The sequence below is a fragment of the Dolosigranulum pigrum ATCC 51524 genome (assembly GCF_000245815.1).
Lineage (GTDB): Bacteria > Bacillota > Bacilli > Lactobacillales > Carnobacteriaceae_A > Dolosigranulum > Dolosigranulum pigrum.
Window position 1 is genome coordinate 1 of the sequence record NZ_JH601104.1, and the last position, 20,636, is coordinate 20,636.

Sequence of the window (20,636 nt, forward strand, 5' to 3'; positions counted from 1 at the left end):
AACTTACAAAAATATGAATTGTCCTGATTCGATTGAACCAGAGACCCTTGCACATCTTGGTTGTATTCTTTTGTTCAGTTTTCAAAGATCTATGCCGTCGCTTTGTTTAACAGCGACATTTACCATTATATCATCGGTAAATTATTTTGTCAAGAGAAATTTTGAATTATTTTGAATTAATTTTTTTCTTCCTTTGACAACAACACTGATTATTGTATCATTTACAAAATATGATGTCAAGTGTTTTTTAGAGAAGTTTTTCCCTAAATCACTCAATTAATTCTACAACATTTTGTCTTACTTGTCAACAAATATTTCAGTGTAAAAATTAATTTTTATGATACTTGAGTCGTACATGTCTCAAGCGACAATAATTATTTTACCATCATTATAAATAAGAGTCAAGCCTTTTTGATAAATTAATTTTTTTAGCAATATTATTAATCCTCTGTAAGGTTTATCCAATAGAGGATTGGCTAGTAACTGGCAAGTCTAGCACTCACTCTATCATGAGATACGGTTCGATGGACAAGGGTTCCTAGACACAAATAATTACTGAGTGTAGTTTCTTAAATCAATTAATGAATTCTCTTCTCCTTGCGTTACTCACTTACAATTTCTACATCGAAGTTTGAAATGGGCTTTAGCCAACAAGTTATCACACCTCATGAGTACACTAAAAAACGCAAGTTCCCAATAAATGGTTACTTGCGCAAAGTTATTTCGTTTAACTATTTAAAAAATCCATCTTGGAAGAAATCTACCGTACTTCGTTGCGTTAATGTGGTTGCAAGGCCTTTAGCCAGTAAACCAACAAGAACAACGAGCCCAATCGACAATAATAGTGTAATAAATGGAATAGTTCGTAACATAAATATACCAAGACCTCCGACAATAATGATGGAAAGTCCTGCAATTATCCAAGTAAGACGAGTGGATCGATAATGAATACCAAATATACCTGCTAGTGATACCATTGAAATTGTAAAGAATGATACACTCCACGTACCCAAGATTAGCTGCATGACATGAGCAAAATTAAATACACTAATCTGGCTATTCAAGACAGGCAAGATTGACTCTAACAAAAGAAAGACTCCACTTCCAACCGCTAATGCGAGCAACATCTGTAGTAGCATCTTGCCTACAAAAATAACAAGTTGTAAAAGAAACATAATACCTTTTCCACCTGGTATTTGGAAAGATTGAATTTCTACTACTCCTATAAATTGTTTTACGAGTTGGTTATTCATTAATAGGGTACCATAAATAACTGCACTTGCTAAAGCAGCTGTTAATCCCCAAGCAATAATCGTCGCATATGAATTAATTGATCCGTCAAGTGTTACATTGGATCGACCAATTATTGTAAATAGGTATAAACTAAACAGATAAATAGCTCCAATCACGGCCGGAAACCATTTTACTTCAGGTGGAGATTGACGGTTCATATATGTTTTTAAGATAGTTTTTATCATATTATTGGCTCCTTTTTATTGTTCTATCTAACTAAGTGCTTCTCTATTACGTTGACTTTGGCTGAAGCTATGAACAGCCACGTGTTCCAAAAAATTAAATCCCCTGAAGTAGACGCCTCAGAGGATTTAAATTTCTATTTAGATACTTAATCGTTTACTCTTATAGACGGTCGTTCAATTCTTCTGCTAATGATTCAAAGCCTGGTTTACCAAGCAATGCGAACATATTTTTCTTGTAAGCTTCTACGCCTGGTTGGTTGAATGGATTAACAGCATTCAAGTAACCAGAAATGGCAACTGCAATTTCGAAGAAGTAGAACAAGTAACCTAATGTATAAGCTGACATATCTGGAATTTGGATGATAAAGTTCGGCACATCCCCGTCAGTATGCGCTAATAATGTTCCTTCATAAGCTTTCGTATTGACGTAATCAACACCTTTTCCTTCCAAGTAACCTAGACCGTCTAAGTCTTCTGGTGCACTTGGTACATCAATATCTTCAGTCGGTTGCTCGACTTTAATGACCGTTTCGAATAAATTACGTTTACCTTCTTGAATATATTGACCCAATGAATGTAAATCAGTCGTGAAGTTTGCGCTAGATGGGTAAATACCTCGCTGATCTTTTCCTTCAGATTCACCGAATAATTGTTTCCACCACTCTGAGAAATATTGAAGTGTTGGTTCATAATTAATTAATAGCTCTGTATCTTTTCCTTTGCGGTTCAAGACATTTCGAAGGGCAGCATATTGATAAGCTTCATTTTGAGCTAGATCATCGTTGTCGTATGCATTCTGTGCATCGCGAGCTCCCTGCATCAAGTCATCAATATTCGCACCACTGACTGCGATCGGTAGTAAACCAACTGCTGTCAAGACAGAGAAACGTCCACCGACATCATCTGGTACAACAAATGTTTCATAACCTTTTTCATCCGCTACTGTTTTTAGCGCACCTTTTGATTGATCAGTTGTTGCAAAAATACGTTCACGCGCACCCTCTTCACCATAGCGCTCAACAAGTAAGTCTTTAAAAATACGGAATGAAATAGCGGGTTCAGTTGTCGTTCCAGACTTCGAGATGACGTTAACTGAGAAGTCACGTTCTCCAATCACGTCAATCAAATGCTGAATATACGTTGAACTCAGACTATTTCCAGCGAAGAAGATTTGTGGCATGCCATCTCGTTCTTCTTTTGGTAATTCATTATAAAAAGTATGGTTTAAGAAATCAATCGCTGCTTTAGCCCCTAAGTAAGACCCTCCAATACCGATCACAACCAATACATCGGAATTGCCTTGAATTTTTTTAGCGGCCTCTTTAATTCGCGCGAACTCTTCCTTGTCATAATTTGTTGGTAAATCAACCCAACCAAGGAAGTCACTACCGGCACCAGTTCCTTCACGTAACAATTTGTTAGCAGCTGTTACTTGTGATTGCATTTGGTCTAATTCATGCGCTTGGATGAATGTATCGATAACATTAGCTTTATTGAATGTAATATGTGTCATTATATCTTCTCCTTTTTTTAAACTAACTTTTTTAAATAACTTCAATTGTCAATTCTGACAACAGGGGCACACCTTCGATTTCATAATCTTCGAATGTTTCTTTAAGTTCTTTAAAATCGCCCCACTTAAATGGTTTATCAACTTGAAGATTTGGATCATCTCCAACGTATTCAAAGACGTATAAAGGAATACGTGATGACTTGTAAACTGTATTGGTCAATTCCACCAGTTCCATCTGATCAACTGATATACCCGTAATCTCTTTAATTTCTTCAATTACACTTGCCAGTGCTGTGCAATTTTCAATAATTTCGGTCGCAGGGAAGAATTCTTTCTCGCCGGCAAACTCTTGCATTAAAAATACCATGCGATTATCTAACCCTTTCTTCATAATAGTACCTGCTATTAAATGCATCTGTGTCTTCCTTCCATCTCCGTTATTCTTCTGATTGTTCACTGATCTCCTTCAGAGCTGTATCAATCCAACCCGGCATTTTCTCAGCCACTGTATCGAAGCCAATCCCTCGCTTACGATCAAACCGTGGATTTTTACGCGGGTTGGAGAAGGGATGATGGACGGCTTTAATCATGCTGCGAATAGATAGACTGATTTTTTTACTATATTCATCAATATCCATAATCATGACATCTACGTCTTCTCCCACTTCAAATAACTCATGTAAGTCTTTCACATAGGCATGTTTTACTTCGGAGATATGAATTAATCCTTGGGTCTGTTCATCGAGTTCGACGAAGACGCCGTACGGTTGAATGCCCGTTACTTTACCACGAACACGATCTCCTATTGTATATTCCATCTCTTCACCTCACATCACTAGTATAAATTATAACACGTTCTACAATTTTTTTGAATCGTTACGGTTGATCATTTCTTCACTAGAATTACATCACCATTAGCTATATAATGTAGAAAAAGAAAGTAGGGGTTACTATGTCTGATATATTCACAACGATTCCCAGTGGCTCTTTTAAGATGGGGACTATCTGCCAAGAAGGATTTGCAACTGATTTAGAAACGGGTTCAGTAGACGTCGCACTAGAGTCATTCCAAATAAAAACAACGACCGTAACTAATCGCGAATTTAAAGCCTTTATTGCTGCAACTGATTACATAACAGATGCTGAAAAATTTGGCTGGTCATCAGTTTTTCATTTACTTATTCCAGAAGAAGATCGCTTAGACTCCTTAGCTGTGCAAGGGATGGAATGGTGGCTAATTATTAAGGGCGCTTGCTGGCATGCCCCGGAAGGACCCGGGAGTTCTATTGATGGACGACTGGATCATCCCGTTGTTCATGTTTCACGCAATGATGCACTTGCCTATTGTCGGTGGGAAGGCTCAAGACTACCGACTGAAGCACAGTGGGAATACGCTGCACGGGGTGGTTTAGAGATGAAACGTTATCCTTGGGGAGATAATTTACTCATCGATGGAAAATATCCACTTAATATTTGGCAAGGACAGTTTCCTATAAGTAATACGGAAGAAGATGGGTATCTCGGTACTGCCCCAGCTAACAACTACACCCCAAATGGCTACGGCCTCTATCAGATGGTGGGGAATGTTTGGGAGTGGTGTCTGAATCCAGGCAAAATCCCCCTCAATCAGTTCCAAAAACACACGTCCGAGGACTTTTTTAACTACTTTAACCGTTCTTCTCATGGTAAACTTTTCGCCATAAGAGGTGGTTCCTTCTTATGCCACGATTCTTACTGTAATCGTTATCGTGTCGGTGCCCGTAACAGTGTAACTGATGATTCCAGTGCTAGTAACATTGGTTTTCGTACGCTAAAACCTCTTTAACCAAATTTGTCCCGTTTAACCACCAAAAATAAGCAGCTGGCTACTCCTAATGAGTAGCACATGCTGCTTATTTTTATAGTATTAAGATTGTAAGGCGCGTTTTGCAAGTAACAAGCCACCTGTAATTCCGGCATTATCTTCTAATGCTGGCGGTACTAAATACTCATCGAGTGGTGGTGTTGCTACATAATCATTTAACTGCTCTTTAAAGGCTTTTTTCAAGAATCTAAATATTTGGCGTTGCTTCATCACTCCGCCCCCTAATACAATCCGCTCTGGGCTAAGCGTCAAGGTAATATTCACAATCGCTTGTGCCAAGTAGAAAGCTTCTAATTCCCAAACATGGGCTTCTTCCGCCAATTCCTGACCTGACTTCCCATATCGTTGCTCAATAGCTGGTCCTGCCGCCACACCTTCCAAGCAGGTGCCATGAAATGGACAAAATCCATCAAAAGCCGTATCTTCTGGGTGCAGTCGTACCAACATATGTCCAAGCTCTGGATGTCCATATCCTTCCAGTGGTTTACCATCGACAACGGCACCCCCACCGATACCTGTTCCTACTGTAATATAGACACAAGAATTGGTTCCTTGTGCTGCTCCGAGTTCATATTCACCAAGTGCGGCAGCATTCACATCAGTAGTCCAGCCCATTGGTATATCATAGCGAGCTTTCATTCGACCTAAGAAATCTGTATCTTGCCAAGCTAATTTTGGGGTAGAGGTAATGTACCCATACGTATCAGATTCTTTATTAACATCAATTGGACCGAATGACCCAATACCGATTGCTTTCAGTTCATCGTATTGATCAAAAAAGTTAAAGATATGTTCGAATGTTTCATCCGGTGTAGTCGTTGGGAACGAAACCCGTTCAATAATATTTAACGCGTCGTCACCGACTGCACACACTATTTTAGTTCCACCTGTCTCAATTGCTCCTAACATCTCACTAAACTCCTTCCGCTACGGGGTTGAAATATCAATCGTCTCAATAGTCACATCTTCCAGTGGTTTATCAGCGGCATCGCGCTCCACATTTTGAATCGCTTGTGCGACATCTTCACCAGCGATTAGATGACCAAAGACGGTATGCTTATTATCCAACCAAGGTGTGCCGCCACGTTCTTTGTATGCATCAATAATTTCTGCCGGAAAACCTGCCGCTTCAAGTTGTCCAACCATTTGTGCAGGCACTTCATCCATCGTCACAATGAAAAATTGGCTGCCATTTGTATTCGGTCCTGCATTCGCCATTGAAAGTGCTCCGCGTAAATTAAATAATTGATCTGAGAATTCATCTTCGAATTGCTCACCGTAAATACTCTTGCCCCCTCGTCCCGTACCGGTGGGGTCGCCACCTTGAATCATAAAATTCGGAATGACACGGTGAAAAATAACCCCATCATAGTAACCATCTTGCGCTAATTCAACAAAATTTTTAACTGTTTTTGGTGCAAGCTTATCGAATAATTGAAGGGTTATATCCCCTTTATTGGTTTTAATTGTTGTGGTTGTTCCTGTTTGTTTTTCTAGATGTAACTGTGGAAATTCACTCATCATTATCTCTCCATTCATTGTTTTATAAGTTGTCAATCTACGTTTAGGATGTTACTTAACGCACTGACATTACTATTAGTATACCGAACTTGGCCCTATTCACCAACTGATTTATTTATCCGCAATAATCCCGACTGCACTGATCGCAATCGTTGAGCGGTATTGCTTAATTGCAATCGTTAGATTATCTGTCTGGACAGTAGGGAACTCGATAAATTTTTGGTAACCAATACTACGAGCTTCTGCTAGAATATATTCCTGTCCATCAATCACTGTGCGTATTTCGATGTGTTCAATCTGTTGACCGGCTGGAATATATTCGCGCAAAATAACTGTATGAAGAGCCTGCTTCTCTGCGAATGTTAATTGAATATTCGGTGTTTCATCCTCTGGGCTTGGTCGCCACGGTTGGCCATCCAATGACAACTGACGTAGCTCTTCCATATCAACACTAACTGCCTCCGATGACCATTCAATCTTAGCTTGATCAATAATATTACGTTTATAAAACTCATTAATTTGTCTACCTAGATTTTCTAGTCTTTGCACATCTGGGTCAGCAAATAAGCCATCTGGGTTGGGCGGAATGTTCAATAAGAATGTACAGTTATTCCCAACGGATTGTTTGTAAATTGACCATAAATTATCCAGTGACCGAACTTCTTCATCTTCAGTTGAATGATAAAACCATCCTGGACGAATAGACACATTCAGTTCAGCCGGGTACCAGACCAGTTCTCCGTCATATGAAAAGAGGCGTTCACGACTCCCTAAATCTTCATCAGCAGAATCAAATAATTTCATAGTTGATCCATCTGCTTCTTGTTGACTATCGGCTGCAATTTTTTCATTATCTTGGAGCGATTTCGGAACGACACTCCACTCATTAGCACGAGAATGTCCCCCTTCATTACCAACCCACCGCACATCAGGACCACAGACGCTGATCACCGCTTGTGGTTGCAGTCGGCGAATTAATTGGTAATAAGCCTCCCAGTCATAGGTTTGAACTTGTCCGTTCTCTCCTTCACCACATGCCCCATCGAACCAAACTTCGAACACATCTCCATATTGCGTCAATAGCTCTTCTAATTGATTTAAAAAATAGGTATTATAGGCTTTTCCTTGACCATATGTCGGATGATTCCGATCCCATGGTGATAAGTAGATCCCAAACTTGAATGACTCGGCCTGGCACGCCTCACTAAATTCACGGACAATATCACCTTGGCCATCTTGGTAAGGAGCGGCTGCGACTGAATAATCCGTATACTGACTCGGCCAAAGACAAAACCCATCATGATGTTTTGCTGTTAAAATGGCACCTTTCATTCCCGCTGCCTTCATGCTACGAACCCATTGACGTACATCTAAGTTCTTAGGCTGAAATAATGCGGGCGAATCCGTCCCGTCACCCCATTCTTTATCCGTAAATGTATTTAGACCGAAGTGAATAAATCCGTAAAATTCCAATTGCTGCCACTGAATTTGTCTAGAACTTGGCGTCACGTTTGCCATTTTTTGTAAAGTCATCATCACCCCTCCTATTCTGCTTCCGTCTCAATTTTGGTCAAGAAATCAGCCACAGCCTCACTACTCATGGCTTCAATTGACAGCTCACCATCATCGGTACGATCTGCTATATAGATAGTTGGCTCTTGTTCAGCAGTTGCCACAACGAATGTAAATTCACAGTTCGTCGCAATCCCCCATTCACCTGCACGATTCATACAAATGACTGACATTGCCCCGACTTTTCCATATTTGCGTTCTAGTTTTTTCTCAAATGTAGTAAAACTCTGCTTCGCAGCTTCCATTGGTGAAAGTCCTTTTTCCATCTGACAGACAATATCGTACGAGAGAATTCCCTTCATCAAGTCTTCCCCTAGGCCAGTTGCTGTGGCAGCTCCAACATCACTATCGGCATAAAAGCCTGAGCCAGGCAGTGGTGAGTCACCAATGCGACCGGGTTCTTTCATAAATAAACCCGAGCTTGACGTTCCGGCACAAATAGAGCCATTTTGATCCACAACAACTGTTCCAATCGTATCATGCCCGTCATAAGGGCTTAGTTCACCAGTTGCCACTTTTTCTGATCTGTCTTTGTATCGATCCTCAGCCTTTTCACTTAACAAATCACTTGCTTCAAATCCATGACTAAGGGCGTAATCATCCGCGCCTTTTCCGACTAAGAAACAATTAAAGCGCTCCTTACTCAATTGTCTTGCTACAGAAATCGGATTAGCTACCTGTTCCATACCAGCCACCGCTCCAATCGCCAAGCGATCACCATCCATAAAAGCCGCATCCAATTGTACGACACCCTTCTTATTCGGTAATCCTCCAAGACCAACCGAAACAAAGTTAACAAAGTTTTCAACTTCATTAATTGATTGTTCCAAAACATCCCCAGCGTACGCTCCACCTAACAAAGCATCATATTGATTCTTCACACCAGAATAGGCCATTCGCCAAGTTGCAATCATGCCATAAGTCATCATTATTCCTCCTTTTTATCTTTTTGTTTCTATATCTGTATCTGTTGTTAATGAATACGGTAATTGATCGTTAGAATAGGTTCTTGTCCGTGGAAGCAAACTCAATCGAACGGTCATCTGTCCCCCTTGCATCAATTGCTCATGGGTTATAAATAAGCGCTGATAATCCGTCTGATTAAGGGTCACCTGATCGACAAACGAATATTGCGGATAATTATTAATTGTTTCTACCGTAAATGTTTTATTATTCAGCAAATGAATGGTCACCTCATCGAACTGAGGAATCCCTAACACGTACTCTCCCGTTCCCGGAGTAACAGGGTAAAATCCTAATTGACTAAACACATACCACCCACTCATACTCCCATTATCTTCATCACCTGGGAAGCCATCCACGTCCGTCGAGAACAGATGGGTACATAATTGCTTGACCACATGTTGCGTATAATCTGGTCGTCCCGCATACGTATAAAGATAGGGTAAGTGAAAGCTCGGTTGATTCGAAATCCCCACTTGTCCCATATTGGCCACACTCAACTCACTCATCTCATGGATTTCCATCCCATAATTACCAATGCCAAAGATAGGTTCTTCATTTGCAAGGGTAATTAATTGAGCTAAAAAAGCTTCTCTCCCGCCAATAAGTTCCATGTACCCTGCCACATCATGATAAAACCCAAATGCATTCTGCCAGGCACTACCTTCTGTATAATCAAAGCCCCAATCTTCGGGAATAAATTGCTCTCGCCATGAACCCATCTCATCTTTTCCACGCAAAAAGCCTGTCTTCGGATCAAAAAGATGTTGATACTGAAAGGCTCGTTGCCGATATGTTTTTGCGATCTTAGATTTTCCTAGGAGTTGGGCAACCTTCATAATCGCAAAATCACTATACGTATTATCAACCGTTTGATTGACGTTTTCTCGGTGTGCAGTTGTTACATATCCATGATTCAGCATATCTTCAACACCCGCACGACCAAATTTTGCATCTTTAGCTGGAATGTTCGCATCTTGGATCATTGCTTGTAAGTATTCTGTCATCATATCTTCAGTCAGAATCCCTTTGACCGCAGCATCGGCAATCACACCATTAATAAGCGTTCCCGGCATAATCCCGCGTTCATCCGGACTTAACCATTTCGGCAGATGACCGACTTCTCGATAAACATGCAGGTAACCACTCATCATCTCCTGATGGCGCTCAGGAATAATCAATGAAAAGAGCGGATAGACAGTACGAAACGTATCCCAAAAACCATTATTCGTGAAGTAGACCCCTGCGCTCACTCGTTCATTATACATATCCCAATGTATCGGTTCCCCTTCCTTAGATTCTTCATAAAATGTCATTGGGAATAAAAACAACCGATACAAATAATGATTGAATGCTTGAACTTTTTGTTCGTCACGATCAGATACTTCGATTTTTCCGAGGAATTCATTCCATTCAGCTTGTGATCTTGCAGCAAGATCGTTGAGTGTTAAATGTCCAACTTCTTGATCTAAATTATAGCTAGCTTGTTGAGCGCTAATAAAAGACGTCCCGAAAGATATAGTGGCTTCATTTTGCTCATTTGCGATTTGAACCCAGACAGGACCTGTTGTTGCTGTATCAACTGACTGCCACGTATCTTCTTGATAACTTAAGAGAGAGACCGGCGCATCAAAGACATACTGGATATAGAAGGTTAAGGTTGAAGCGCCATCTCTTACCGGTTGCTTAATCGTTACTAATAAGTGATGCGGTGACAATCCTCTCTCCACAGTCATCGCTTGATCGCTCGAAAGCACGAGTCCTAATGATTGATTATTTTTCTGTTTTATGACGATTTGACCCGCTCGTTTAGTCGGCACAATCGTCGTATTTAATTGATATTGCTGACTGGTTAGCGAGACACGATTAGGCTTGAATACGGCTGTTTCTCGATGATAAGAAGATCTAAGGGCATCCAATGATACACCATTGGGCTGACCAGTTATAGGGGTCATCATGATTGAACAAAAATCTCCCATCCACGGACTCGGCTGATGCGTCAGCCGAAATCCTTGGAAGACAGGAAACGTCGGATTAAAAAATATCGTTGATTGGTCATCTGTTTGGGGGACAATATAATTCATCCCAAAAGGAACACCCGCATAAGGTAGTGTATTCCCATTCGAAAACTGGTAACTATTCAGTGTCCCATGTCGTGTGTCGACGAAGCTCATACGGTTCACCATGACTTGACTCCCTCTAGATTTGATGCCACTTGTGGGTTACAATTTCAAACGGTCGTACCTTTCCATCATCAGCTTGCTCAATTTCTTCCAAAATATTAGATTTTTTCCGGTTAAATCCAGCAATCTGCAAATCATATTGTCCTTCATTCGGTGTAAAATTGTATAGACGTGTAATAATGTCATCCATTTCTTTATGACGCTTTAGCGTTGTCAAGGCAATAGCCTCTCCTTCCACAGATAAGAATTGCTTCGTTGCTGGCAACTCACCACCACTAATGGTTGTTTGGGTCGTAATCAATTCTTGTGCACTATAAATTGCTTGCTGCAAGGTTGCTTGACGATCTGCTTTTCCGTGGAAGCTCAAGCGATAATTAAATGTATAGTGGTGGTCTAATGTTTGCGCTCCAGGTGTAGGGAAGTAACCCCAATCTCCTAGTTCACCCACTGCGCGGAATAAGCTGACCGCCAATGTTTGAGCACCTTCGACATCAACGATCACTTCATATTCGTTCAAGCCATTTGTAGAGACAACGACTCCATCACCAGATTCATCGACTATATTTACAAAACGGTGCATTCGCTGTGCATTCTCTGGATTGGTCCAAGCTGCACTAACTCTATTCGGACGCTCAACGGTCTCGAAAACAGTATCTGCATAATGAACCTCTGAAGTATATCTAGTCGGGAACAGCACGCGCAAACGGTGATCTTTCATTTCATTTTTCAGTGTCGTTTCAAAATCTAACTGCTGGCTTCTGGCATCTAACGTAACAGTCGTATAGATATCCAGTGGTTTGGTTTCACTAATACGTTGAGCTTTTCGGTCACGGAATTCAATAATTTTGCGCTGTTCTAAGTCAAGTTGTTCATCCGCTGAGATTGGCACATCAATTCGATGATGTAAGGATAAAACTTGACGAACGGTACTCCGCTCAATTACCTCTGCCTTTATTAGAGCATCCGTTGACAAAATGGGCTCTTCTCCAACAGGTCGCTTGTACACATATTCATTTCCAATATCACCTAAGTCTTCAAAAATCAACATATTTTCTTGAACAGTATCGTGTACTTTATCAGTAACCGTTAATGTGCCATTATCAGCGACAGCTACTTTTAAATACTCATTTTCAAGTGCTGTTGACTCATCAGAAACTTGTTCGACAGTCTCATCACTCGGTACTAAATACAGTGTGCACCAAGATAACGCAGGGGCCTGTTCAACTAATACCTTCACTTGTAGATTACGCGCCATGTATGGTTGACGGAATTTATCTTTCGGCAAATCGTAGTTAAAGCGTGGATCAAGCTCCACAACATCAGCCGGCAACTCACGGCCCTTACTATCGATAACTTTGTAGCTAGCTGGACGTTCTAGTTGTTCCAGACGTTCGTAAGCTTGAGTTGGGAATTCTTGCTCAAAAGGAATGCGATCGACTTCTAAGGTGATTTCGGCCACACTTGTTTTCTCACCACCTGTTGTATTGAAGACGATAAAAGGAGTGCCTTGCTCAGGAGCATCCGTCTCGGTATCGATTGCATCCGATAATTCACGCAATGACTCAATAATGACATGTCGTGCTGTATTCGCTGCTCTCTCAAAGCGCGACTCCATCCCATCATGCACTTCATCCACTCCACTCGTACAAATACTGTCATGGAACTGATTTTGTAGCACGAATTTCCAGGCATACTCTAACATATTATGTGGATATTTACCGGTTACTTCATACGCCAAGGTGGCAAGTGGCTCTGCAACCATCTCTAACAAACGTGTCGTTGCTTCATTCTGTTGTTTTAAGTAAGAACGAGAAGAAGCCGTATTCGTTAATGTATACCACCCTTCTGTTTCTTGTGATGTCAATTCTCCGTGCACTGTATCTAAATCTTCTGGCACATTTTCCAATAATGCCTTAATATACGTTGGAAAATCAGAATGAATAAACTCATAATCGTCATATAATTCATTAGCTACACGAATTGCTTCAGAGATATCCCGTTGAACAGGCTGATGGTCACAACCATTCATCATCAGCAAGTGATCCGTCGAAGCATAACTCTCTGCATCGGCTAATTTTTGTGTCCAAAAGTCTTTTGCTTGTTTGGGATCAGTCGGAATTTCATTCCCATTACTGTACCAATTCGCGAATAATAAACCAAGCACTTCTGTTCCATCAGCACCGGCCCATTTCATCTCAGAATAGCTCGATACAAAGTTATCTTCCTCATTCGAATCATTGGCAAATCCGGTTGGTTTCACCCCGCGACCATAAGCAACGACATCAAACCCTAATTGATCCATCAACTGTGGCGTCTGCCCAACATTTCCAAACGTATCCGGATAGTAACCGATCTCTGTCGTTTGCCCCCAACGTTTCGCATCTGAGTGACCTTGTAAAAAATTACGAACATGCGACTCACTAGATGATAAGAAGGCATCTTGTAAGGTATAAAATGGCCCTATCCGCAAACGTCCCGCTTCGATGTATTTTTTAAGAAGTGACTCATTCTCCGGTCTAATCTCTAAATAATCATCCAACAAAACCGTCTGACCATCTAAATAAAACGACTTAAACTCCGGATCTGTCTCGAATAATTCTAAGATACTATCGATTAACTCAACTAATAACATGTGATGGCGTTCATACGGCAAATACCATTCACGATCCCAATGTGTATGTGAAATAATGTGTACCGTTTTGGTCATAAAAATCTCCTTCTCTACTATTTTCTTTCGTGATTTAGTTCAGGCAATTCTCCTGAAGCAATAACATCTTTTATCCAGTGGGCACTTTTTTTCGGTGTGCGTTCATGCGTTTCAAGATCTAGACGATAATACCCATAACGATTCTTAAACCCATTCAACCATGACCAACAATCGATAAAGGTCCATAAATGATACCCAAAGCAATTAGCTCCTTCTTCCATTGCTTGAAGAGCATATTCAAGATGATCGTGAATAAATTCAATGCGGTAATCATCTTGTACTTCCCCTGATGCATCAATGAAACGCTCTTCTTCAGCAACCCCCATACCATTCTCAGAGATAAACCAAGGAATATTATTGTAATCTTCTTTAATCATCATCGCAATGTCATAAATACCTTTAGGATAAATCTCCCAGCCACGATAAGGGTTCATCCGTTTCTCAGGCCAATCATAGTGTCTGGAGAAATCTTCTAAGCTCTGCGCTGGATGATGACGCTCTGCTTCCGGTACTTCTTTCACACGAATGGGTTGATAATAATTAACCCCTAAAAAGTCGACCGCTCCTTGTGCAATAACTTCTAAGTCCTCTGCTTCTGTCTCTGGCAATAAGTCATGCTCTCGTAGCAAAGTGACTAAGTGCTCTGGATAAGTTCCGTGAACAGTTGGATCTAAGAAGCTCTTCACATGAATAGCATGCGCATCTTTCGCAGCCTTCAAATCTTCTGCACGCTCACTACGCGGATAGACAGGCGATAAGTTTAAAATATTGCCAATTTTCCCGTCTAAATCTAACGTTCTAAATTCAATAACCGCTTTAGCATGCGCGAGACACGTATGATGAGCCACTTGCACCGCTCGTTTTAAATCATGAACTTTTGGCCAATGATAATCCGCCAGATAACCACATGTCACATGGACAATCGGTTCATTAAATGTGGTCCAATAGTGGACAATATCGCCGAATTGTTGGAACGCAACCTTCGCATAATGCGCAAAGTGATCCGCTGATTCACGCGCTTCCCAACCGCCACGCTCCATCAACCACCACGGCATATCGAAGTGGAATAAATTAACAATCGGCTCGATGCCTTCTTCCTTCATTCGCTTAAAATAATCCCGATAAAATTGAACGGCTTTTTCGTTCACTGTCTTACCATCTGGCAATAAGCGATTCCACGAAATAGATGTTCGATGTGAATTATGGTTAATAGCTGACATCAACTTCACATCATCTTGATATCGCTTATAGACTTGGACTGTTTCTTGTGGGCCTTGATCCTGATTGAAATATTCTGGCTCTAGTTCAAACCACTTATCCCATGTACTCGGCGTACGCCCGTCTTCATACTGCGCACCTTCTGATTGTGGTGCACTTGTTGCCGCCCCCCATAGAAAGCCTTCTGGAAATTTTCGATTCATCCTTACACTTCCGCTCCTTTCAATTTATAGCCATAGTAATCTAACATCAATTCAATAAATAACATATTGGGCCATGAGAACCATTCACGCGTATATTGCGTTGGGTCATCTTTATGAAATCCTTCATGCATTGCTTTCGTATCGGCATCCGTTGCGACCATTAAATCTAACATCGCTTTTTTCTCTGCTTTATCGGAGCTAGTTAACCCCCGCATCGCTAACGCCATATGCCAAATAAAATCTGGTGGGGTATGTTCAGAACCAATTCCGCTAGCTGCCGTTCCTTCATAATAATATCTATTTTCTGAACTATACATTGTCTCACGCGTCCGTTGATAGAGCGCATCATCAATTGTTGTATAACCCAGATAAGGAGCTGAGATGAGATTTGGAATATTGGCATCATCCTCAATCGTATAGTGTCCTAACCCATCCACTTCGAAAGCATAAATATCGTCACCTGCTTTATTTTGAACAATTGCATACTCTCTAATCCCCGCATCAATGGTTTCTTTCAATGCTGTTGTCCGACTCAATAAGTCCTGTTTTTCTGGATAAGCTTCTGTTAATATCTGCTCTGCATAACCTAATACCGCAACTGCGAACATATTAGACGGCACTAAGTAATGATACTCACAACGGTCATCACTGGGACGGAAACCACTCCACGTCATGCCCGTTTCAGCAACAGGTGTCCCCAAACCTCCATTCACCAGTGTATCTGCATCACGCCAAGTATCTCGCTCAAAGCGATACGGTGAATTCTCATGATTTTGTTCCACTTCCCATGTCTCAATAATAGCTTGCAAGCCATTTAAAAAAGTGGTATTAAAAATACTCGTATCATTCGTTTCTTGCCAATACAAGTAAGCAAGTTGCACCGGATAAGCAAGCGAATCGATCTCATACTTACGTTCCCAGACAATCGGTCTCATCTCAGTCTGATCCGTCTGATGTCCTGCATTATTGGGGGCTTCATTGAACGCATTTGCATACGGATCGATGCTAATCATTTGAAAATGACGTTCAATCACGCCTTTAATCAGATCTCTAATATCTTCTGAGCGATTGGCTAAGAATAAGTATGGTCGAATTTGTGCAGTTGAGTCTCGCAACCACATGGCCGGAATATCACCTGTTAACACATAAGTCGTCCCATCATCCTGACGCCGCACAGTATTTTGTAATGTATCTAAAAAATTATGATTAAAAATATCTAACCACTCGGGATGATCACTGGCTAGATCGTTAATCTCCGCCATGAATACCTCTACTTCTTTGGGTAATTCTTGTTTCGTCATGTCCCTACTCCTATCTACCTTTATTTATCTCTAGTTTAGTGATTTATTCACCAATGTCAACCGTTACCAATTATCTATTTCTTCATAACAATAGCCCGCAATTCTTCTGAAAGAAGAGATGCGAGCTATTATATTCTATACTACTGTTATGAGCCTATTAAGATTCAAATTAGTTGATTTGTTCTCCTGCTTCAACCCAACGATTGTAAGCTGCTTGGTATGCTTCAACTAATGTGTCTAATCCCATACTTTCAATTTCTTGCAAGTATTGCTCCCAGACCGCATCATCATTAATGTCTTTTTGACCCGTGATGAATTTTGCTTCTTCTTGTTCGATGAATGTTTCTAAGTCACCAATAATAGCTTGTGTTTTGTCGATCTCTTCTTGTGACAAGTACAAGTCTGGTAGTGGCACTTCACCGTATGGATCGATCTTGTCAGCAGTTTCTTGCTTCACGAATGTAAGGAATGGGTTCTCTTCGTCACCAATTGTCAAGTCTGGACCATCGTAGTCTTCTTTATCTTGGTGGTAGCCAGGGAATTCAAGTCCATAGTTTGGCGCAACTTTTGAACGAACTTCTTCAACGTCTCCTTTTGCTGCTTCTGTGTACTGACGTTTACCATTCTCGTCTAATTCCCAAACATGTCCTTCTGGTCCCACACTCATTAAGTTAGCAATTTCTGGATCATATAGACCATCTAACCAGCGCATGGTTGCTTCTGGATGTTCATTAGCTGTTGTAATAGCTGCCGTTGAACGATTAATACCCGTCTTAATTGGTGCCAATGGTTCAGCTTGCCATTCACTTGTTAGTGGATGGAACATTGGATCAGTCACTGCTTCTTCTTCCTCTTTACCTGATGTGAAGTAAGAGAACCAGTCGTGGTAAACTCCGAGACGATCAGACTCTCCTTTAGCTTTCTTCTGATCACCACTTTGAGAGAAGACTTCTTGGTCTAGTAATTTCTCTTCGTACAATTTGTTCATAAACTTGTAGTACTCACGTGCATCTTCACTAGCAGGTGCGTAACGAACTTCTCCGTCTTTTTCTTCCATATCAAATTTCTTAATACCGAAACTTGGTACTAAGTATTGACGTAAGTAAGTCATCCCATCGCTTCCAGATAGAGGAATTTCATCCTGTTCCCCATTACCATTCGGATCATCGTCACGGAAGCGAACTAATAAGTCATAGAACTCATCCAATGTTTTTGGCACTTCTGCATCTAAAGCATCTAGCCATTCCCCGTTGTACCAAATTGGCCCGGTTACCCAAGCTGCAGAGTATTCTTCTGAAATAGTCGGTAGTGCATAGATATTTCCATCTGGCGTAGTAATTGACTGACGAGCATCTGGGCGCTCTTCTAAAATCTGTTTCAAGTTTGGCGCATAATTATCAATTAAATCATTCAATGGAAGTAACAACCCTTGTGTTCCGTAATCAACTTCCATTGCTGGTGTTAACGCACCAGTTGGAGCTAAGTAGAAGTCAGGAAGTTCGCCACTTGCAAATGACAAGTTAAAACGCGTCTCAAAATCACTTAACGGTGGATTGTTGTACTTAAGTGCAATATTAGTCATTCCTTCGTACTCTTGCAGTGCTGGCATGTCTGACCATTCTGTTCCGGTACTTGGAGCCATTAGGGTTAATTCAAGTTGGTCTTCAACAATTGGCAACCCTTCTTGTGCTACCCCCTCTGAAGTTTCTGATTCAGCAGTTCCTGCTGATGACTCTGGTGCACCAGATCCCCCACTACACGCTACGAGCAATCCCGTAGATAGAAGTAAACCTGCAACTAACTTACCATTTTTTTTGAACATTGTATTTCCTCCTAAAGAAATGTTTTTTTAATAGTTTGTTCTAAATTTATTATCCTTTAATAGACCCTAACATAACCCCTTTTACAAAGTATTTTTGTAAGAATGGATAGACCATAATAACCGGTGCGGTCGCAACGACCATGACCCCATACTTCATGACAGCTGCTAATTGCTGTTGTGAGTGAGCGTAGAGTGCTTGTTCTTCCGAAATAACATCTGGGTTACTTGCTAAGTCTTGTAAGACCAGAATTTCACGTAATACCATCTGAAGTGGGTAAAGTGAACGATCATCTAAGTATAGCAAGGCATTGAAGAAGTTATTCCAATGTCCTATTCCGTAGAACAATGCCATTACTGCAATAATCGGTTTAGATAGCGGCAACACAACTGCTGTAAAAATCTTAAAGTTGTTGGCTCCATCCATTACAGCTGCTTCTGTCAATTCATCAGGAATTGTTGTACTCATAAAAACTCGAGTAATAACGATATTGTAAACCGATGCCGCCCCAGGTAAAACTAGCGCCCACATCGTATTCGTAATCCCTAAATTATTAACTAAGATATACGTCGGGATCATACCACCACTAATGAACATAGTAATAACCATCATCTTTGTTACGAAACCTTTTAACTGGAAATCATCTCGTGATAGAACATAACCAGCTGGAATAGTCAGCAACAGGTTAATACTTGTTCCAACTACTGTATAGATAATCGTATTGTAATAGCCACGCCATAAACTAGCATTCTGAAGAATAACGCGGTACCCTTGTAACGTCACATCTACCGGCCATAAAACCATGCGTCCAGTTCGAACTGCTGCCGGATCAGACATCGAAGCACTTAAGATATAAATCAATGGATACAAGGTCACAATTAATGCTAATGTGACAAAAATATACACACAAACGAGAAAGATACGATCGCCAACTGATTCTTTAATTAAACTATTTTGAGGTTGACTACTTGCTAGTGAATCTGCCATAAAATTACTCCTTTCTTCTGATTAAATAAGTTGGGTATCACTCAGTTTACCGGAAATCCAGTTCACTAAGAGAAGCATCGTTGAGTTAATCGCTGCGTTGAATAAACCAATTGCTGCCGCATAACTATATTGTGCTTCCAATAGACCTGTCTGGTAAGTAAACGTCGAGATAACATTGGATGTTGCTAAGTTCAATGGATTCTGCATTAAGAGAACTTTCTCGAATCCAACTTCCATAATTCCCCCAAAGTTCATAATCAGTAAAATCACCATCGTTGGTACCAGTACTGGCAAGTTAATATGCCATAAACGTTGTAATCTTGAAGCCCCATCGATCGTCGCTGCTTCATGTAACTGTGTGTCAACACCGGATAAGGCCGCTAAGTAAATAACCGTTCCATATCCTGTACTTTGCCATACACCTGACCAGACATAGATTGATCGGAACCATCGTGGGTCTTCCATAAAGGCATAGGATTCAAATCCTAATTTATTTAAGAAGACGTTGATAATCCCCGATGATGGTGACAAGAAAGACGTAATCATCCCAACAATAACTACGACCGAAATAAAGTGTGGAGCGTAAGTAACTGTCTGAACGAATTTCTTATAGAAACCATCTTTCATCTCATTAAAGGCTAACGCCAAAATAATCGGCGCCGGGAACCCCGCGATTAATTGGTATAAACTTAAACTAATCGTGTTCCAAATCAAATCCCATGAATAATAAGAATTGAAGAACCGTTCGAAATGTTGAAGCCCTACCCAAGGACTCCCCCAAATTCCGTGAATCGGCATATACCGCTTGAATGCAATTTGCACCCCGTACATCGGTATGTAGGCGAATACAAAGAAGTATAAAACAACTGGAAAAATCATTACATATAATTGCCAATTGCTACCTGCTTGCTTTAGACGTTCTTTGAACGTTTTCTTTACATTTTCTGGAGGTGCTACCCTCGAAGTGTCTGCCACATCTTGTGCCATAAATACACTCTCCCTTCCTTTACTCTGAAAACGAGCTCGAAGTCCATTTAGTCTTGAAGCCGTTTTCTTAACTTGTAACTCTATCTTATCTAAAATATGAAAAATCATCAATATGTAAAAAATGTTTTTCTTTCTTGAATTGAAACCCTTTCACATCAGTCTTTACAGCCTGTCCAGTTCTGCATTGTCAAATTTGACACACTATTGGACAAACATTTGACACCTTTTTGAAGAAAACATATCTTGTTTTCTTCATTATTTTTTATTGTTCATCATATTTTATGTCTAAATTTTGACTTCAAGTTGTTTTTTATAGGCA

At 40.6% G+C, this 20,636-nt stretch carries 16 protein-coding genes; 1 reads left to right on the plus strand and 15 read right to left on the minus strand.

Going from position 1 to position 20,636, the window contains the following annotated elements:
* Positions 1 to 731: 731 nt before the first annotated feature.
* From HMPREF9703_RS06965 to HMPREF9703_RS06980, 4 genes are all read right to left on the minus strand, one after another.
* Positions 732 to 1,478 (minus strand): hypothetical protein, encoded by a 747-nt coding sequence (locus HMPREF9703_RS06965; protein ID WP_004636677.1) that lies wholly within the window; start codon positions 1,476 to 1,478, stop codon positions 732 to 734.
* Between the two features lie 160 nt (positions 1,479 to 1,638).
* The gene (locus HMPREF9703_RS06970) at positions 1,639 to 2,991 is read right to left on the minus strand and encodes a glucose-6-phosphate isomerase (RefSeq protein WP_004636678.1); all 1,353 of its coding nucleotides are present in this window, start codon (positions 2,989 to 2,991) and stop codon (positions 1,639 to 1,641) included.
* 31 nt (positions 2,992 to 3,022) lie between these two features.
* Positions 3,023 to 3,406 carry an NUDIX hydrolase gene (locus HMPREF9703_RS06975; RefSeq protein WP_004636679.1) on the minus strand — a complete coding sequence of 128 codons (384 nt, stop codon included), beginning with the start codon at positions 3,404 to 3,406 and terminating at the stop codon, positions 3,023 to 3,025.
* Positions 3,407 to 3,428: 22 nt separating this feature from the next.
* A complete protein-coding gene (locus HMPREF9703_RS06980; protein WP_004636680.1) occupies positions 3,429 to 3,809 on the minus strand; it encodes a CvfD/Ygs/GSP13 family RNA-binding post-transcriptional regulator in 381 nt (126 codons plus the stop codon).
* 134 nt (positions 3,810 to 3,943) lie between these two features.
* Between HMPREF9703_RS06980 and HMPREF9703_RS06985 the strand changes: the two genes are divergently transcribed.
* Complete coding sequence (locus HMPREF9703_RS06985; RefSeq protein ID WP_004636681.1) at positions 3,944 to 4,816, plus strand: formylglycine-generating enzyme family protein; 873 nt, start codon at positions 3,944 to 3,946, stop codon at positions 4,814 to 4,816.
* Between the two features lie 81 nt (positions 4,817 to 4,897).
* Here HMPREF9703_RS06985 and HMPREF9703_RS06990 read toward each other — a convergent pair whose 3' ends face one another.
* The 11 genes from HMPREF9703_RS06990 to HMPREF9703_RS07040 form a co-directional block, all read right to left on the minus strand.
* The gene (locus HMPREF9703_RS06990; RefSeq protein ID WP_004636682.1) at positions 4,898 to 5,764 is read right to left on the minus strand and encodes an ROK family protein; all 867 of its coding nucleotides are present in this window, start codon (positions 5,762 to 5,764) and stop codon (positions 4,898 to 4,900) included.
* Positions 5,765 to 5,782: 18 nt separating this feature from the next.
* Positions 5,783 to 6,376 carry a peptidylprolyl isomerase gene (locus HMPREF9703_RS06995; protein ID WP_040377036.1) on the minus strand — a complete coding sequence of 198 codons (594 nt, stop codon included), beginning with the start codon at positions 6,374 to 6,376 and terminating at the stop codon, positions 5,783 to 5,785.
* A 111-nt stretch (positions 6,377 to 6,487) separates the two neighbouring features.
* On the minus strand, positions 6,488 to 7,909 hold the full coding sequence (locus HMPREF9703_RS07000; protein ID WP_004636684.1) for an alpha-L-fucosidase: 1,422 nt from the start codon (positions 7,907 to 7,909) through the stop codon (positions 6,488 to 6,490).
* Between the two features lie 11 nt (positions 7,910 to 7,920).
* Positions 7,921 to 8,874, minus strand: coding sequence for a glycosylasparaginase (locus HMPREF9703_RS07005; RefSeq protein ID WP_004636685.1), 954 nt, complete (start codon positions 8,872 to 8,874; stop codon positions 7,921 to 7,923).
* Between the two features lie 15 nt (positions 8,875 to 8,889).
* Positions 8,890 to 11,097 carry a GH92 family glycosyl hydrolase gene (locus tag HMPREF9703_RS07010; protein ID WP_004636686.1) on the minus strand — a complete coding sequence of 736 codons (2,208 nt, stop codon included), beginning with the start codon at positions 11,095 to 11,097 and terminating at the stop codon, positions 8,890 to 8,892.
* A 13-nt stretch (positions 11,098 to 11,110) separates the two neighbouring features.
* On the minus strand, positions 11,111 to 13,801 hold the full coding sequence (locus tag HMPREF9703_RS07015; protein ID WP_004636687.1) for an alpha-mannosidase: 2,691 nt from the start codon (positions 13,799 to 13,801) through the stop codon (positions 11,111 to 11,113).
* 17 nt (positions 13,802 to 13,818) lie between these two features.
* Positions 13,819 to 15,222, minus strand: coding sequence for a glycoside hydrolase family 1 protein (locus HMPREF9703_RS07020; protein WP_004636688.1), 1,404 nt, complete (start codon positions 15,220 to 15,222; stop codon positions 13,819 to 13,821).
* 2 nt (positions 15,223 to 15,224) lie between these two features.
* Positions 15,225 to 16,523, minus strand: a complete 1,299-nt coding sequence (locus HMPREF9703_RS07025) for a glycoside hydrolase family 125 protein (RefSeq protein ID WP_004636689.1) — start codon at positions 16,521 to 16,523, stop codon at positions 15,225 to 15,227.
* Positions 16,524 to 16,692: 169 nt separating this feature from the next.
* A complete protein-coding gene (locus HMPREF9703_RS07030) occupies positions 16,693 to 18,345 on the minus strand; it encodes a type 2 periplasmic-binding domain-containing protein (RefSeq protein ID WP_004636690.1) in 1,653 nt (550 codons plus the stop codon).
* Between the two features lie 49 nt (positions 18,346 to 18,394).
* Positions 18,395 to 19,330: a carbohydrate ABC transporter permease gene (locus HMPREF9703_RS07035; RefSeq protein WP_004636691.1), complete on the minus strand. Its 936-nt coding sequence runs from the start codon at positions 19,328 to 19,330 to the stop codon at positions 18,395 to 18,397.
* Between the two features lie 21 nt (positions 19,331 to 19,351).
* Positions 19,352 to 20,317, minus strand: coding sequence for an ABC transporter permease (locus HMPREF9703_RS07040; RefSeq protein ID WP_004636692.1), 966 nt, complete (start codon positions 20,315 to 20,317; stop codon positions 19,352 to 19,354).
* Positions 20,318 to 20,636: the final 319 nt, after the last annotated feature.

Bases quoted from the DNA above. Each gene is read 5' to 3' on its own strand.
- HMPREF9703_RS06965 (WP_004636677.1), bottom strand. From the start codon at position 1,478: ATGATAAAAACTATCTTAAAAACATATATGAACCGTCAATCTCCACCT.
- HMPREF9703_RS07005 (WP_004636685.1), bottom strand. From the start codon at position 8,874: ATGACTTATGGCATGATTGCAACTTGGCGAATGGCCTATTCTGGTGTG.
- HMPREF9703_RS06990 (WP_004636682.1), bottom strand. From the start codon at position 5,764: ATGTTAGGAGCAATTGAGACAGGTGGAACTAAAATAGTGTGTGCAGTC.
- HMPREF9703_RS07010 (WP_004636686.1), bottom strand. From the start codon at position 11,097: ATGGTGAACCGTATGAGCTTCGTCGACACACGACATGGGACACTGAAT.
- HMPREF9703_RS06985 (WP_004636681.1), top strand. From the start codon at position 3,944: ATGTCTGATATATTCACAACGATTCCCAGTGGCTCTTTTAAGATGGGG.
- HMPREF9703_RS06995 (WP_040377036.1), bottom strand. From the start codon at position 6,376: ATGAGTGAATTTCCACAGTTACATCTAGAAAAACAAACAGGAACAACC.
- HMPREF9703_RS06975 (WP_004636679.1), bottom strand. From the start codon at position 3,406: ATGCATTTAATAGCAGGTACTATTATGAAGAAAGGGTTAGATAATCGC.
- HMPREF9703_RS07035 (WP_004636691.1), bottom strand. From the start codon at position 19,330: ATGGCAGATTCACTAGCAAGTAGTCAACCTCAAAATAGTTTAATTAAA.
- HMPREF9703_RS06980 (WP_004636680.1), bottom strand. From the start codon at position 3,809: ATGGAATATACAATAGGAGATCGTGTTCGTGGTAAAGTAACGGGCATT.
- HMPREF9703_RS07040 (WP_004636692.1), bottom strand. From the start codon at position 20,317: ATGGCACAAGATGTGGCAGACACTTCGAGGGTAGCACCTCCAGAAAAT.
- HMPREF9703_RS07000 (WP_004636684.1), bottom strand. From the start codon at position 7,909: ATGACTTTACAAAAAATGGCAAACGTGACGCCAAGTTCTAGACAAATT.
- HMPREF9703_RS07025 (WP_004636689.1), bottom strand. From the start codon at position 16,523: ATGACGAAACAAGAATTACCCAAAGAAGTAGAGGTATTCATGGCGGAG.
- HMPREF9703_RS07015 (WP_004636687.1), bottom strand. From the start codon at position 13,801: ATGACCAAAACGGTACACATTATTTCACATACACATTGGGATCGTGAA.
- HMPREF9703_RS07030 (WP_004636690.1), bottom strand. From the start codon at position 18,345: ATGTTCAAAAAAAATGGTAAGTTAGTTGCAGGTTTACTTCTATCTACG.
- HMPREF9703_RS06970 (WP_004636678.1), bottom strand. From the start codon at position 2,991: ATGACACATATTACATTCAATAAAGCTAATGTTATCGATACATTCATC.
- HMPREF9703_RS07020 (WP_004636688.1), bottom strand. From the start codon at position 15,222: ATGAATCGAAAATTTCCAGAAGGCTTTCTATGGGGGGCGGCAACAAGT.